Genomic DNA, 13,425 nt, shown 5'->3' with positions numbered 1-13,425 from the left:
CTTTCAGGGAGGGGAGATAGAGAGCTTTGCGATTTCGGGATTTCCCACTAACCGCATGACCATGACCGACGATCAGCGCTTCGGCCTGTCGCGCCACGTGACCTTGCCGGGGCCGCTCCGCCTCGACGGGGGCGTGCTGCTGTCGCCGGTCGATATCGCCTACGAGACCTATGGCGAGCTTGCCGCGGACGGGTCGAACGCCGTGCTGATCTGCCATGCGCTGACCGGCGACCAATATGTCGCGAGCGACCATCCGATCACCGGCAAGCCGGGCTGGTGGACGCGAATGGTCGGGCCCGGCAAGCCGATCGATCCCGCGCGGCACTTCATCGTCTGCGCCAATGTGCTCGGCAGTTGCATGGGCTCGTCGGGGCCGGCGACCGTCAATCCGGCGACCGGCCAGCCCTGGGCGATGAGCTTTCCCGTCATCACGATCCGCGACATGGTCCGCGCGCAGGCGATGCTGCTCGACCATCTCGGCGTCGGCACCGTCACCCTGGTCGGCGGGTCGATGGGCGGGATGCAGGCGTTGAGCTGGGCGGCGACCTTTCCCGAGCGCGTGACCAAGGCGGTGGTGATCGCCTCGACCGCGCGCCATACCGCGCAGAATATCGCCTTCCACGAAGTCGGGCGCCAGGCGATCATGGCCGACCCCAATTGGCGCGGCGGCGATTATTACGGTGACGGCGATCCGCCCGCGGCGGGACTCGCGGTCGCGCGGATGGCCGCGCATATCACCTATCTGTCCGAGGCCGGACTGACCGAGAAATTCGGGCGGCGGCTGCAGGCGCGGGAGGCCAAGTCGTTCGGCTTCGACGCCGATTTCCAGGTTGAGAGCTATCTGCGCCACCAGGGGCTGAGCTTCACCGACCGGTTCGACGCCAACTCTTATCTCTACATCACCCGGGCAATGGATTATTTCGACCTGGCCGAGGAGCATGGCGGCCTGCTCGCCAATGCGTTCAAGGGGAGCCGGACGCGGTTCGCCCTGGTCAGCTTCGACACCGACTGGCTTTATCCGACTCCCGAATCGCGCGCGATCGTCCATGCGCTCAACGCGGCGGGCGCGGCGGTCAGCTTCGTCGAACTGAGCAGTCCGTTCGGGCACGACGCCTTCTTGCTCGACGCACCCGAACTCAATCGCGTGGTCGACGGTTTCCTGAGGGCGGCGCTGTGATCGAGCTGGATGACGACAAGGCGCGGCTCGACGTCGAACGCGTGCATAAATGGCTGGCGTCGAGCTACTGGACTCCGGGGATCGAGCGCGCTCTGGTCGAGAAGGCGATCGCCGGGTCGCATTGCCTCGGCGCCTATCTCGACGGCGACCAAGTCGGCTATGCCCGCGCGATCACCGATCACGCCACCTTCGCCTGGATCGCCGACGTCTGGGTCGAGGAGCGGGTGCGCGGGCAAGGGATCGGGCGCCGTATGGTGCAATGGTTCCTCGACCATCCCGATCTGAAGGACATCCGGCGGATCGCGCTGGGTACCGCCGATGCGCATGGCGTCTATGCCGCGCTCGGCTTCCACCCGTTGCTGCGGCCCGACCGTTTCATGGAGCGATTGTCGCCCGATTATCAGGCGCGGCTGAGTGACATGGAGCGATGAGCCTGCGTCCCGACCTCGCGGTAATCGCCGCCAATGTCGCGCCGGGCAGCCGCGTGCTCGATATCGGCTGTGGCGACGGCGAGCTGATGGCCGCGCTGCGCGACAAGAAGGGAGTCGATGCGCGCGGGCTCGAGCTCGACGCGGATGATGTGGCGAGCGCGGTCGCGCGCGGGCTGTCGGTGGTGCAGGGCGACGCAGATACCGACCTTGCCGATTATCCCGACAACAGCTTCGACTACGCGATCCTCAGCCAGACCCTGCAGACCACGCGCGCGCCCGACGTCGTGCTCGAACATCTGCTGCGGATCGGGCGGCACGCTTTCGTGTCCTTCCCCAATTTCGCGCATTGGCGGGTGCGCGCGTCGCTCTTGTGGGGCGGACGGATGCCGGTGACTCGGCTGCTGCCGGTCGCCTGGTACGCGACGCCGAACATCCACCACGTCACGATCGACGATTTCCGCGCGCTGCTGAAGGAACGCGGCATCACGGTCGAAGGTGCGTGGTTCCTGTCGGGCGATCAGCGCACCAGCGCGACAATGGCGAATCTGCTCGCCGAACATGCGGTGTTTCTGCTGAGGCGGTAGGGGCCCAGATTTCCCCTCCCCTTGCAGGGAGAGGAGCTTTGGAAACCTCAGGCCTTACCCGCCCGAAACAGCGCCATCACATTATCGGCAAGCACGGCCAGCCCCTGGCGCTGGAGTTCGGTCATGCCAGCGCGCGGCTCGCGGTCGATCACGCATAGCGCGCCCAGCGGCACGCCTTCCGCGCTGACCAACGGTGCGCCGGCGTAGAAGCGGATGTCGGGATCGCCGGTCACCAGCGCATTGTCGGCGAAACGGTCGTCCCTGGTCGCGTCGGGCACAACCATGATCTCGGTTCCCAGCATCGCGTGCTGGCAGAACGAAATCTCGCGCGGAGTCTCGTCGACATCGAGCCCGGTCTTGCCGGGAAAGAATTGCCGCTCGCGCTCGACCAGGCTGACCAGGGCGATCGGCGCGTCGAACAGCTTCGCCGCGAAATCGGTGATGCGGTCCAGCTGGCCGCTTTCGCGCAGGCGGACCAGATCGAGCTCGTCGATCGCCTGTTCGCGAACAGTCTCATCGATGCGCCAGCCTGACGCGTTGCGGTCATTCGACACGCGCGAGCGATCCTAGAACGGCACGTCGTCGTCGAGATCGTCCGAGAAGCCGCCGCGTCCGCCGCCGCCGCCACCGAAGCCGCCGCCGCTCGACGTACCGGCGAAGTCGTCGCGGCCGCCCGAGCCGCCGCCGAAATCATCGCGGCCGCTGGAGAAGCCGCCCCCGCCTCCGCGATCGCCACCACCGCCGCCCGGTGCGCCGTCGAGCATCGTCAGCACGCTGTTGAAGCCCTGCAGCACGATCTCGGTCGAATAGCGGTCCTTGCCGTCCTGGTCCTGCCATTTGCGGGTCTGCAGCGCGCCCTCGATATAGACTTTCGAGCCCTTGCGCAGATAGCGCTCGGCGACATTGGCCAGGCCTTCGTTGAACACCTTGACCGTGTGCCATTCGGTGCGCTCCTTGCGCTCGCCGGTATTGCGGTCCTTCCACTGTTCCGACGTCGCGATGCGCAGCTCGACGACCTTGCCGCCGTTCTGGAACGTGCGGCTCTCGGGATCGCGTCCGAGATTGCCGACGAGAATGACCTTGTTGACGCTGCCCGCCATGAAATACTCCTTTGCCGGCTACCGCCGGATGCCGCACCAGCCACTCCCCCACCCGGCCTCCCAGTCAGTCTACCCTTATGGGAGGCCGGGTGGGGGAGCGGGCTGGTGCCGCGACAAATCTATAAGCCGGCGAGGGTCGCCAGCCAGTACGTTATTCCGGCCGCCACATAGGCCAGCACGAAAAGGTAGCTAACCATGAAGGCAGGCCATTTCCACCCGTTTGTTTCGCGGCGAGTGACCGCAATTGTGGATATGCATTGCGGCGCGAACACGAACCACATGAGGAACGCCAGCGCGGTGGCCAGACTCCAGCGCTTTTTCAGAGTCTGCGCCATTTTGGACTCGTCATCGCTTGACGAATCGATCGCATAGACCGTTCCGAGCGCGGCGACCGATACTTCGCGCGCTGCCATCGCCGGGATCAGTGCCAGCACGATGTCGCGATTGAAGCCGATCGGGCGAAAGGCCGGCTCGATCGTATTGGCGATGCGCCCGGCGACCGAATAATTGACCTGGCTGACCGCGCTGTCCTTGGGCACCTGCGGGAAGGACAGCAGCGCCCAGAGTACGATCGTGGTGAAGGCGATCGTCGTGCCGGCGCGCTTGAGGAAGATTTCCGCGCGGCTCCACAGCCCGATCGCCAGATCGCGCACGCTCGGCAGCTGGTATTTGGGCATCTCCATCATGAAGCCCGACGACGCGCCCTTGGTCACCGTGCGGCGCAGGACCAGGGCGACGACGAACGCACCGGCCACGCCCATGATGTAGAGACCGAGCATGACCAGCCCTTGCAGCCCGACGAACGGCAGCACGCGGACATTGGGGATCATCGCACCGATCACCAACGTATAGACCGGCAAGCGCGCCGAACAGGTCATCAGCGGCGCGATCAGGATCGTGGTGAGGCGGTCCTTCTCGTCCTCGATCGTGCGCGTCGACATGATCCCGGGAACGGCGCAGGCGAAGCTCGACAGCAAGGGGATGAAGGCACGCCCCGACAGCCCGACGCTCGCCATGATCCGGTCCATCAGGAAGGCGGCGCGGACCATGTAGCCGCTCGCTTCCAGCACCAGGATGAAGAAGAACATGATCAGGATCTGGGGCAGGAACTTGATCACCGCGCCGACGCCCGCGATCACGCCATCGGTGATCAGCGACCGCAGGATCGAATCGGGCATCACCTGCTTGACCAGACCCGCCAGCCAGTCGAACCCGCCGGCGATCGCGTCGGCCGGCGCCGCGCCGGCGAAGAACACCGCCTGGAACATCACGAACAAGACGACGAACAACAACAGCACGCCGAACACGGGATGCAGCGCGACCGAATCGAGCATGTGCGTCCAGCGCCGCACCGGGGTCTCGGAGATCGTCGCCGCCATCGCGATCTGGCGCGCGCGGCGCTGCAGGGTGGCGATGTCGGCATGCAGCACCGGGTCGCTCCGGCGCAACGCCATCGCCCCCGGAGTCACCAGCTCGGCCAGCGCTTCCTTGAGGTCGTCGATGCCCCGCTTGCGCACCGCGACCGTGGGGACGACCGGAACGCCGAGCTCGCGCGCCAGCGCTTGCGGGTCGAGCTTGAGCCCGTCGCGCTCGGCGAGGTCGTACATGTTGAGCGCGACCACCACCGGCAGGCCGAGCGCGATCAGCTGGAGCGTGAAGCGCAGATGGTTGTCGAGGTTGGAGGCGTCGACCACCACGACGATCGCGTCGGGCAGGCGTTCGCCGGCCTGCGCCCCGGTCACGACGTCGCGGGTGACGCGCTCGTCGGGACTCGATGGCTCGAGGCTGTAGGTGCCGGGCAAGTCGAGCAATTCGACCGGGCGCCCATCGGGCAGCGCCATCCGGCCGGCGTGGCGCTCGACGGTGACGCCGGGATAATTGCCGACCTTCTGGCGCGCGCCGGTCAGCGCGTTGAACAGCGCGCTCTTGCCGGCATTGGGATTGCCGACCAGCGCCACCAGCGGGGCGGGGTTCATCCTGCGGCGCTAGCTGGTCAGCGGATCGACATGGATCGCGCCGGCGACCCGGCGGCGCAGCGCCACCGTCATGCGGCCGATCCGGCACGCGATCGGCCCGCCGCCGATCCGCGCGCGGTGCAGCACCTCGATCCCGACCCCTTCGTCGAAGCCAAGCTCGCGCAACCGCCGGCTCTCGGGGGCCGAGAGCCGATCCCAGGCGATACCTGCGACGGTCGCGCGCTGGCGCTGGGGAAGCTGTTCGAGGCTGAGCGGAGTCGTCGCCATGACACCCACGTAGAACTACTGCGACTGATTATCAATAACCGAAATTGGATTTCGATTCACGCGGAGGCGCGGAGGCGCGAAGAGATGGGATCTCCGGCACCGCCCCGTCTTTTTCCGCGAAGCATTCATTCAGCGCCGCTGGCGCGGCGGAAGTGCCGCGGGGCTGAACCTCCTTCGCGCCTCCGCGCCTCCGCGCGAATCAATCAAACCGCCGGATAGCGCAGCCTGCCGATGAAGCGCGACAGGCTCGGCCGGTGCTCGACGCGACCGAGGAACTGAGCCTTGGCCTTTTCGAAGCGCATGATGCCCTCGATCCGCCGCGCCAGGAAGGCGCGGGTGTCGGCCTGGCCTTCGCTCTCGTCGTCGAGGAATACGGTGATCGTCGCGGCATAGACGCCGCCCAGCATCGCGCGCTTGGTGTAATGATTATAGTCGGTCGCGGTATCGCCCGCCGCGCGCCACATCAAATCGGCGGCGCGCCAGCCGAGCTTGGCGCCGTGCGCGACGTTTGTCGGCATCGCCAGGATCGCCAGCGCGCGGCGCAAGGTCTCGCGATGCGGGGCGAGCAGGTCGAGCCGCGCTTCGACCAAAGCGGCGATCTTCTCGCGTACCTTCATCTTGCCCAAAACCTCGGGCGGCAGCTTTTCGACCATCCCTCGGTCGATGCTCGCGAACCAGGCGTCGATCATCGCGGTGGCGTCGGGCAAGGCAAGCAGCGCGACGTCGCGGTCGACACCAAGCTGATCCGCCGCCATGTCGCGCGCCGCCGCTTTCCAGCCGTCGAACGCGGCATTGTCGGCAACCAGAGGCGCGAGCGCCTCGCGAATCTCGTCGAGCGTCGGGTCGGCGGGGAGCGTCGTCGTCATGCCAATGCTTATGCGTCCTCGACCCCCTCGGGGGCAAGCTCGGCGGGGTCCTTGCGCTCGCCGCGGACCAGCACCAGCGCCACCGCGACGGCGACCGCGCCGATCATATCCACACCGTCTAGCCGCTCGCCATAGCCGATCCAGCCGATCGTCGCCGCCATCACCGGCTGGGTGAGAAGGGCGATGCCGATAACCATCGGCGACATCTGGCCGAGCGCGAAGATCATCAGGCCCTGGCCGATGATCTGGCTCGACAGCGCCATCAGCACCAACGGCGTCCAGTTATGCGGCATGACCTGTTCGCCGAGCAGGTTGGCGAAGATCAACAACGGCACCAAGCTCGCCAGAGTCGACAGCGCCAGCGCCGGGATCGGCGCCATCGTGTCGCGCGCCTTCGCCATCGTCGCGAAATAGATCGTATAGAGGATGCCGGCGAGCAGGCAGAGCAGGTCGCCGGCGAGGTGCGTCGGCGCGATCTGCATCGACCGGCCCATCAGCAAGCCAGCCCCGACCAACGCCAACACCAAGGCGAAACCCTGCGTCCTGGACGGCCAGGCGCGCGCGATCAGGAAGCCATAGACCGGGTAGAACAGGGTCGCCGAATTGCCGAACAAGGTCGCATTGGCGAGCTGCGTCTTGAGGATGCCGATATGCCAGGCGGCAAGGTCGCCGGCAAAGCACAGTCCGCCGACACCGATCGCCCACCACACGCCGCGCCCGATTCCGCCCGGACGCCAGCCGGTCGCGAACGCCGCCGCCAGCAACACGGGCGCGGCCAGCGCGATTCGCCAGAAACCCGCGGCCACCGGGCCGACATCGCTCATCCGCACGAAAACCGGGCCGACGCTGAGCAGGATATTGGCGAGGATCAGTGCCGCGAAAGCAAAAGGATGGGCGGCGACGCTTTTGTCGCCCGAAGCTTTTCTTGTTGCGCTTTGCCGATGCATGCGGCCCCATAACACCTATCTGCGCCGCGTCCGCAAAGAAGTCCTGTCGGGAGGTAATCCAAGAATGCCTACGCTGTTCGATCCTATCCAGCTTGGCGATATTTCCGCCAAGAACCGCATCCTGATGGCACCGCTGACGCGCGGCCGCTCGACCGCCGAGCATGTGCCGACGTCGATCATGATCGATTATTACCGCCAGCGTTCGGGCGCCGGCGTGATCATCACCGAAGGCACCGGAGTCAGCCGGCTCGGCCTGGGCTGGCCCAACGCGCCGGGCCTGTGGACCGATGCCCAGGTCGAGGCGTGGAAGCCGGTTACCGCCGCCGTCCACGAAGCGGGCGGCAAGATCATGGCCCAGATCTGGCATATGGGACGCTTGGCGAGGCCCGACGTGACCGGCCTGCAGCCGCTGTCGTCTTCGGCGACACGCGCGCCCTATCACAAGCCGGAAAATCCCTATGCCGAAGCGCGCGCGGCGACGCTCGACGACATCAAGCGCGCGCAGGACGAATATGCGACCGCCGCGCGCAACGCGATCGCCGCCGGATTCGACGGCGTCCAGCTGCACGGCGCGAACGGCTACCTGATCGACCAGTTCCTGCGTGATAACACCAATTTCCGCGACGACGATTATGGCGGCAGTCCGGAAAACCGCATCCGCTTCATGAAGGAAGCGGTCGAGGCGGTGATCGCCGAAATCGGCGCCGGCCGCACCGCGATCCGCCTGTCGCCCAATGGCGAGACGCAAGGCGCCAACGACAGCAATCCGGAAAGCGTATTCGTGCCGGCGGCGAAGGTGCTCAACGACCTCGGTATCGCCTTTCTCGAACTGCGCGAGCTGTCGCCGTCGGGTACGTTCGGCGCTTCGGAAGTGCCCAAGCTGAGCCCGAAGATCCGCCAGGTGTTCGAACGCCCGCTGATCCTCAATCAGGATTACACGTTCGAAGCGGCCGAGGCGGATGTCGAATCGGGTCTGGCCGACGGCATTGCGTTCGGTCGCAAGTTCATCGCCAACCCCGACCTGGTCGAACGCTTCCGCACCGGCGCCCCGCTCGCCGCCGACGATTTCAAGACCTGGTACACGCCGGGGCCGGAGGGATATATCGACTATCCGGTCTATCAGGCCGAGGCGGCGGAGTAGACCTGATCAATTCCTCCCCGGAACGGGGAGGGGGACCATTCGCAAAGCGAATGGTGGAGGGGCCGCGACGCACGAGCAACAAATCGATGGCTAGTGGATGGCGGGGCTCCCTCCACCACCGCCTTCGGCGGCGGTCCCCCTCCCCGTGCCGGGGAGGATTTTAGTCCCCCTCTCCCCATGCTAAACCGCCTACATGGACGCGGTCGGGATCATCGGGCTCGCAGCCAGCATCAGCCTGTTGAGCGGATGGCGGCTCTATCTCTGCATTTTCGCCACTGGTCTCGCGATGCACACCGGCTGGATCGCGTTGCCGCACCAGTTCCACAGCCTCGACGTGCTAGCCAATTGGTGGGTGATCGGCGCCGCGGGCGTCGGCGCGCTGGCCGAATTCTTCGCCGACAAGGTGATGTGGATCGATAGCGCCTGGGACGCGGTCCATACTTTGGTCCGTCCGGTCGGCGGCGCGCTGCTGGCGCTGGCGATCGTCGATCCGCATGACCCGAAATGGCAGGTTGTCGCCTTGCTGCTCGGCGGCGGCGCGGCGCTGCTGACGCATGGGGCGAAGGCGGGCACGCGCGCCGCGGTCAATGCCAGCCCGGAGCCGTTCAGCAATATCGCGGTGTCGACCGGCGAGGACGTCGCGACGACCGGGCTGCTTGTCGCGGCGATCGCCAGCCCCTGGGCGGCGGTGGCCATCGCGGTGTTGCTGGTGATCGCGGCGGTGGCGATGCTGCTGTTGCTCCGTCACGCCTTCAGGCGGCTGTTTCCCAGGAAACAGCCCCCTGCGTCGACTTAGCAGAAATCCTCCCCATCTCACGGGGAGGAGGACCATTGCGCCAGCAATGGTGGAGGGGGCGTGCCGCAATCGAGTCCGATGCGTCGAACCCCCTCCACCACGCGGCTAGCGCCGCGCGGTCCCCCTCCCCGTAAACGGGGAGGATTTAGCTAACTCACCTCACCGGCAGCGGACATTGTCCCGGTCGATCGCGTTGCCGGCGGCAGCGCCTGCCGCCGCGCCGAGCAGGATGCCCAGCGGCTCCGACCGGCCGGACGTCAACGCCGCGCCCAGCGCGCCGCCGGCGATCCCGCCGACGATCAGCCCGGTGGTGCCGTCCGAGCGGCGGCAATAATAGCGGCCGTCGCGGCCGACATAGACGCGGTCGTTGCGGCTCAGCCGGCGCTCGCGATAACGCGGATTGTCGACATAATATTGGTCGGCATAATAGCCGTTATAGCGCGGATCGGGCCGGTTATAATCGTACTGGCGATAGCTGCGATAATCGCTCGCATAGCCGGGCCCGTCATAGGTCTCGGCACAGCCGGCGGTCGTGGCCGCGGTGGCGGCAATCAACGCAAGGGTAAGGATACGCATCGAACTCTCCTCCTGTTATCCCGCACCGCTGAACAATGCGCCGGAGGCCGTTTGGTTGCGGATACGTAAGTATCCGAAGGAGAGTCCGAAGCGCGCGATCAGTGAACCGAGGCCGGCCGCAATGCCTCGCGTTCGGCCGCGGTCGGGATCGCTTCCGGATCCGGCCGGAAATCCTCCGGAGCGCGGTCGGTGCCCGGCTTGGCGGCGTCGAGCGCGAGATCGGGCGCCTCATGGCCTTCGGTATCGGCCATCCACGGCCCGCGCGGCATCTTCACCCATCCGCGCCATAGTGCGGCGGCCAGGCCCGCGCCGACCGCCAGCACCGCGCCGGCCGCGATCGAACGGTTGCGCGTGCGGTTATCGCTTTTGAAGCGCCCGTGGCTGTCACGGGCTTGCTTGCTGTTCGGCATGATTCGTCTCCCGTCATGAAACTACGCGAGATCAACGGGTGGCGCGCGCCCGCGTTCCGCGCGCATTCGGCCTGTTGCGGAGCTTAGCGCTGATTTCAGCCTTTCCTCACCTCCCGCTCATGCCGCTCATCGTCGCATGTGCGAAGGCCGCGATCACGAGAACAGACCCTCACCCTTCCGGCGCTTCGCGCCTCCCTCCCTCTCCCGCAAGCGGGAGAGGGAAAATGAGATCGCCGCTGAAGATACGGGATCGGCGACATTCTCCCTCTCCCGCTTGCGGGAGAGGGAAGGAGCCCGCCGCCGGAGGCGGTGGGAAGGGTGAGGGTCTGTTTCCACCGAGCGGAGACGAACAGATGGCTGAATCTATTGGACAGTCGGCAAGCCTGTGGAACCCCTGGCGCATCGCGCGCTGGACCGCCGCTCTGGCCTTGCTGCTCACCCCGGCGGTGATGATGCGGATCAGCAGCGAATGGCATTGGGGCATCGGCAGTTTCGTCTTGGCCGGCATCATGATCGGCGGGGTCGGGCTGCTCTACGAGCTCGCCGTACGGGCGAGCGGCAGCCGCGCCTATCGGGCCGGCGTCGCCATAATGCTGGTGACGTCGTTACTCACGATATGGACGACGATCGTCCGCGACGACGGCAACGGCATCGGCTTCCTGCTGCTGGTCGTGGCGGCGGCAGCGGGGGCGTTCGCCGCCTGGTTCCGGCCGGCCGGCATGGCGCGGGCCATGCTTGGGGTGGCGGTGATGCAGGCGTTGCTCGGCATTGCCGTCGCCACCGCGCCGGTGACGGCGAGCGTGCCGGACGGCCCGCTCAGGACGCTGATGTTCAGCGCGGTCTTCGTCGCCTTGTGGCTGGTATCGGCGCTTTGCTTTGGGGCCGCGGCGAAAGGGGATGCCTGACGCCGGCCGGGCCGCGTCGCGCGATCTCGGTTCGCCCCTGCCGCCCCCTCGATGCGAACCGTGCATCGCTGCTTCTGCCCCTCATCGTCCCACAGGCGAAGGCCGCAATGGGCGTCAACAGACCCTCACCCTTGCCACCGGCTGCGCCGGCGGGCCCCTTCCCTCTCCCGCGTGCGGGAGAGGGAGGGAGGCGCGAAGCGCCGGAAGGGTGAGGGTCTGTCTGTTTCCAAAAGTCGCAGACGAGGCTCGACCGCGTCCGGGCGCCGGGCAAACCGGCTCCCCCCTCAATCACGGACCGTACATTGCTGCTTCTGCCGTTTGTGCCGGTCGAGCACGCGCCGGTTGTGCTCGACTTCGCGGAGCAGGCGCGCCAGCCGTTCGCGCTCGCTTTCGCCGCGATGGCGCGCCGCGGCGAGCGCCAAAGTGAACTCGGTGCTCGGCTCGACCCCGACATGGCGGCAGATGGTCGGCCACATCCGCGCCAGTTCGCTCATCCGGCGGTGATTGGCCTGATGCTCGGTCATCGTGTGGCTGGGCGCCAACAGGCTGGATCGCCAGAAGTCGTCGAACAGCGCCCGCTCGCTGCGATCGCCCAGCGCGTAGAGTGTCGCCAGCACCGCGCGGAATTGCGGCGAGGGCGCTGCCGGCGCGGTCGCGCACCCTTGCCGGATATCGTCCAGCGCGACGAGGCAGAGGAAGATCAGACGGTCACGGGCGATTCGCATGATAGGAACATATAGCGAACATATCCGGTGCGCGATGATCTCGGGCAACCCACTTCGGTGATGCGCGGCCGCGGCGATCCGCACCGTGCCATCTGCCCTATCCCCTGGTCGAACCGCCGGCGTGCGTCACCCCCCGCCACATTGGAGTTGACGCCGGCCCGGTCGCTCCCGCTAAACTGCGGTCTCGCGCGTCATACCTGGGGATAATCTGGAGGTGGCCGCGATCATGAGGGGGAATCATGACCGACCATAGTTTGCGTTCGATCGCCAGGACAATGCTGTCCGTCGTCCTGGTGCCGATACTGTGCCTTCACTCCACCGCCGCGCACGCCGTGCAGCAATGGAGCAAGGCTGGGCACTGGTATATCTTCATGGATCCTGGCGACAATTGCTTCGCGGTCGACAGCTTCGATGAAGGCTGGCTGTTCGGTCTGTCGCTGACCTCGGAGCGCAAGTCGGTGGCCGTTCTCGGCGGGCCGGTGCCTTACGCGTTGGACAGCCGGCCCGACATCACCTGGACGGCGAGCGATGGCAGCAGCTTTTCGGGCCAGGCCATCGTTATGCCGATCGACGGCGGCGGAAAGCGCATCATGGCGTTGGCGTCGAGCGAGTTCATGACGAAGATGGAGACGTCGACGTCGGTGCGGATCGACGGTACGGATACGAAAATCGTCAGTCTCGAACTGACCGGAACGGCCGCCGCGCTGGCCGAGCTTCGCCGTTGCATGACCGAATTGATCAAGCTCGATACCGGAACCGGCCAGCCCGCGACGGTGAAGCCCGTGGCGAAGAACCTCGCGTCGATCGTCACGGCCGACGATTATCCGGTGGCGGCGCAGCGAAGCGAGGCGTCGGGGCGGACCAGCGTGGCGCTGACGATTTCCGCCCACGGCCTGGTCAGCGATTGCTCGGTCATGGCGTCGAGCGGCAATGTCGATCTCGACGCGGCGACGTGCCGGCTGATGCGGCTACGCGCCCGATTCACGCCCGCGTCGGACGCCGCGGGCAAGGCGACGGTCGCGCGCTACGAGACCAGCATCAACTGGCAAATCCCGGCGAGCTGAGACACCGGCCGGCGGCGCCGGAACGCCGCCGTCGATTGCAAGCTCAGTGTTCCGCCCCCGGGCGGATACTCCGCGATCAGCGAAACTGCTCGCGCCGGAAAGCGTCGATCTTCTGGTCGGTCTTGTACTGGCTGAGCGAATAGACCGCCCAGATCGCGGCCGGCAGCCAGCCGACCAGCGTGATCTGCAGCGCGAGACAGATGAGCCCGGCGATCGGCCGCCCGATCGTGAAGAACAGCAACCACGGAAACAGCAAGGCGATGATCAGGCGCACGCAATTTCTCCCTTTGCACGCGCGATATCACGATCGCTGCCCGCAGGTCACGGGAATCTTTAGCCGTTTCCGGCGCTGCGCAAAGGGAAGCGGGCCACGGAAGCGGCCAGGCGCCGCTACTGGCCGCCGCCGGCATTATCGCCAGCCGCCGGCCCACATTGCGCGCTCTGCGGGAGCGACATCAGG

16 protein-coding genes and 1 pseudogene are annotated in these 13,425 nt (G+C 66.6%); 7 read left to right on the top strand and 10 right to left on the bottom strand.

What is annotated here, in order from left to right; genetic code table 11:
- The first annotated feature begins 61 nt into the window (after window positions 1-61).
- Genes Q0L25_RS21365 through metW form a run of 3 tightly spaced genes read left to right on the top strand, consistent with a single transcriptional unit; the run spans window position 62 to window position 2,192 of the window.
- Window positions 62-1,177: a homoserine O-acetyltransferase gene (locus Q0L25_RS21365; RefSeq protein ID WP_296617863.1), complete on the top strand. Its 1,116-nt coding sequence runs from the start codon at window positions 62-64 to the stop codon at window positions 1,175-1,177.
- Window positions 1,174-1,608, top strand: coding sequence for a GNAT family N-acetyltransferase (locus Q0L25_RS21360; RefSeq protein WP_296617862.1), 435 nt, complete (start codon window positions 1,174-1,176; stop codon window positions 1,606-1,608). The genes Q0L25_RS21365 and Q0L25_RS21360 overlap by 4 nt, the downstream gene beginning before the upstream one ends.
- Window positions 1,605-2,192, top strand: coding sequence for a methionine biosynthesis protein MetW (metW, locus tag Q0L25_RS21355; protein WP_296617861.1), 588 nt, complete (start codon window positions 1,605-1,607; stop codon window positions 2,190-2,192). Before Q0L25_RS21360 ends, metW begins: the two co-directional genes overlap by 4 nt.
- A gap of 74 nt (window positions 2,193-2,266) precedes the next feature.
- Here metW and Q0L25_RS21350 read toward each other — a convergent pair.
- The 6 genes and pseudogenes from Q0L25_RS21350 to Q0L25_RS21325 form a co-directional block, all read right to left on the bottom strand.
- A pseudogene (locus tag Q0L25_RS21350) lies at window positions 2,267-2,686 on the bottom strand (GAF domain-containing protein); the annotation flags it as partial.
- A gap of 72 nt (window positions 2,687-2,758) precedes the next feature.
- Window positions 2,759-3,292 (bottom strand): single-stranded DNA-binding protein, encoded by a 534-nt coding sequence (gene ssb, locus Q0L25_RS21345; protein ID WP_296617860.1) that lies wholly within the window; start codon window positions 3,290-3,292, stop codon window positions 2,759-2,761.
- 119 nt (window positions 3,293-3,411) lie between these two features.
- On the bottom strand, window positions 3,412-5,268 hold the full coding sequence (locus tag Q0L25_RS21340; RefSeq protein ID WP_296617859.1) for a ferrous iron transporter B: 1,857 nt from the start codon (window positions 5,266-5,268) through the stop codon (window positions 3,412-3,414).
- Window positions 5,269-5,277: 9 nt separating this feature from the next.
- Window positions 5,278-5,535 (bottom strand): FeoA family protein, encoded by a 258-nt coding sequence (locus tag Q0L25_RS21335; RefSeq protein WP_296617858.1) that lies wholly within the window; start codon window positions 5,533-5,535, stop codon window positions 5,278-5,280.
- Between the two features lie 203 nt (window positions 5,536-5,738).
- Window positions 5,739-6,401, bottom strand: a complete 663-nt coding sequence (locus Q0L25_RS21330; RefSeq protein ID WP_296617857.1) for a COQ9 family protein — start codon at window positions 6,399-6,401, stop codon at window positions 5,739-5,741.
- Window positions 6,402-6,409: 8 nt separating this feature from the next.
- Window positions 6,410-7,348 carry a DMT family transporter gene (locus Q0L25_RS21325; RefSeq protein ID WP_296617855.1) on the bottom strand — a complete coding sequence of 313 codons (939 nt, stop codon included), beginning with the start codon at window positions 7,346-7,348 and terminating at the stop codon, window positions 6,410-6,412.
- Window positions 7,349-7,412: 64 nt separating this feature from the next.
- Between Q0L25_RS21325 and Q0L25_RS21320 the strand changes: the two genes are divergently transcribed.
- Both Q0L25_RS21320 and Q0L25_RS21315 read left to right on the top strand, forming a co-directional pair.
- Window positions 7,413-8,489, top strand: a complete 1,077-nt coding sequence (locus tag Q0L25_RS21320) for an alkene reductase (RefSeq protein WP_296617854.1) — start codon at window positions 7,413-7,415, stop codon at window positions 8,487-8,489.
- A 193-nt stretch (window positions 8,490-8,682) separates the two neighbouring features.
- Window positions 8,683-9,285, top strand: coding sequence for a DUF4126 domain-containing protein (locus tag Q0L25_RS21315; protein ID WP_296617853.1), 603 nt, complete (start codon window positions 8,683-8,685; stop codon window positions 9,283-9,285).
- A 159-nt stretch (window positions 9,286-9,444) separates the two neighbouring features.
- Here the strand turns inward: Q0L25_RS21315 and Q0L25_RS21310 are convergent, their stop codons facing one another.
- A complete protein-coding gene (locus Q0L25_RS21310) occupies window positions 9,445-9,861 on the bottom strand; it encodes a glycine zipper 2TM domain-containing protein (RefSeq protein WP_296617850.1) in 417 nt (138 codons plus the stop codon).
- A gap of 98 nt (window positions 9,862-9,959) precedes the next feature.
- Window positions 9,960-10,271 (bottom strand): hypothetical protein, encoded by a 312-nt coding sequence (locus tag Q0L25_RS21305; RefSeq protein WP_296617849.1) that lies wholly within the window; start codon window positions 10,269-10,271, stop codon window positions 9,960-9,962.
- A 353-nt stretch (window positions 10,272-10,624) separates the two neighbouring features.
- Here Q0L25_RS21305 and Q0L25_RS21300 point away from each other — a divergent pair, with 353 nt between their 5' ends.
- Window positions 10,625-11,176, top strand: a complete 552-nt coding sequence (locus Q0L25_RS21300) for a hypothetical protein (protein ID WP_296617847.1) — start codon at window positions 10,625-10,627, stop codon at window positions 11,174-11,176.
- Window positions 11,177-11,460: 284 nt separating this feature from the next.
- Here Q0L25_RS21300 and Q0L25_RS21295 read toward each other — a convergent pair whose 3' ends face one another.
- Window positions 11,461-11,901 carry a hypothetical protein gene (locus Q0L25_RS21295; RefSeq protein ID WP_296617845.1) on the bottom strand — a complete coding sequence of 147 codons (441 nt, stop codon included), beginning with the start codon at window positions 11,899-11,901 and terminating at the stop codon, window positions 11,461-11,463.
- A gap of 239 nt (window positions 11,902-12,140) precedes the next feature.
- Here Q0L25_RS21295 and Q0L25_RS21290 point away from each other — a divergent pair, with 239 nt between their 5' ends.
- Window positions 12,141-12,965, top strand: coding sequence for a TonB family protein (locus tag Q0L25_RS21290; RefSeq protein ID WP_296617843.1), 825 nt, complete (start codon window positions 12,141-12,143; stop codon window positions 12,963-12,965).
- Window positions 12,966-13,041: 76 nt separating this feature from the next.
- On the opposite strand, the gene Q0L25_RS21285 is transcribed toward Q0L25_RS21290, so the two are convergent.
- Window positions 13,042-13,239, bottom strand: coding sequence for a YqaE/Pmp3 family membrane protein (locus Q0L25_RS21285; protein WP_296617842.1), 198 nt, complete (start codon window positions 13,237-13,239; stop codon window positions 13,042-13,044).
- Window positions 13,240-13,425 lie beyond the last annotated feature (186 nt).

This window comes from Sphingomonas sp. (genome assembly GCF_024508665.1).
In the GTDB taxonomy this organism is placed as follows: Bacteria; Pseudomonadota; Alphaproteobacteria; order Sphingomonadales; family Sphingomonadaceae; genus Sphingomonas.
Note: the sequence above shows the minus strand (reverse complement) of the source record. Positions and strands in the feature narration are given on the sequence as shown.

Bases quoted from the DNA above. Each gene is read 5' to 3' on its own strand.
- Q0L25_RS21315 (WP_296617853.1), top strand. From the start codon at position 8,683: ATGGACGCGGTCGGGATCATCGGGCTCGCAGCCAGCATCAGCCTGTTG.
- Q0L25_RS21330 (WP_296617857.1), bottom strand. From the start codon at position 6,401: ATGACGACGACGCTCCCCGCCGACCCGACGCTCGACGAGATTCGCGAG.
- Q0L25_RS21340 (WP_296617859.1), bottom strand. From the start codon at position 5,268: ATGAACCCCGCCCCGCTGGTGGCGCTGGTCGGCAATCCCAATGCCGGC.
- Q0L25_RS21300 (WP_296617847.1), top strand. From the start codon at position 10,625: ATGGCTGAATCTATTGGACAGTCGGCAAGCCTGTGGAACCCCTGGCGC.
- Q0L25_RS21305 (WP_296617849.1), bottom strand. From the start codon at position 10,271: ATGCCGAACAGCAAGCAAGCCCGTGACAGCCACGGGCGCTTCAAAAGC.
- Q0L25_RS21365 (WP_296617863.1), top strand. From the start codon at position 62: ATGACCGACGATCAGCGCTTCGGCCTGTCGCGCCACGTGACCTTGCCG.
- Q0L25_RS21325 (WP_296617855.1), bottom strand. From the start codon at position 7,348: ATGCATCGGCAAAGCGCAACAAGAAAAGCTTCGGGCGACAAAAGCGTC.
- Q0L25_RS21335 (WP_296617858.1), bottom strand. From the start codon at position 5,535: ATGGCGACGACTCCGCTCAGCCTCGAACAGCTTCCCCAGCGCCAGCGC.
- metW (WP_296617861.1), top strand. From the start codon at position 1,605: ATGAGCCTGCGTCCCGACCTCGCGGTAATCGCCGCCAATGTCGCGCCG.
- Q0L25_RS21320 (WP_296617854.1), top strand. From the start codon at position 7,413: ATGCCTACGCTGTTCGATCCTATCCAGCTTGGCGATATTTCCGCCAAG.
- ssb (WP_296617860.1), bottom strand. From the start codon at position 3,292: ATGGCGGGCAGCGTCAACAAGGTCATTCTCGTCGGCAATCTCGGACGC.
- Q0L25_RS21295 (WP_296617845.1), bottom strand. From the start codon at position 11,901: ATGCGAATCGCCCGTGACCGTCTGATCTTCCTCTGCCTCGTCGCGCTG.
- Q0L25_RS21310 (WP_296617850.1), bottom strand. From the start codon at position 9,861: ATGCGTATCCTTACCCTTGCGTTGATTGCCGCCACCGCGGCCACGACC.
- Q0L25_RS21290 (WP_296617843.1), top strand. From the start codon at position 12,141: ATGACCGACCATAGTTTGCGTTCGATCGCCAGGACAATGCTGTCCGTC.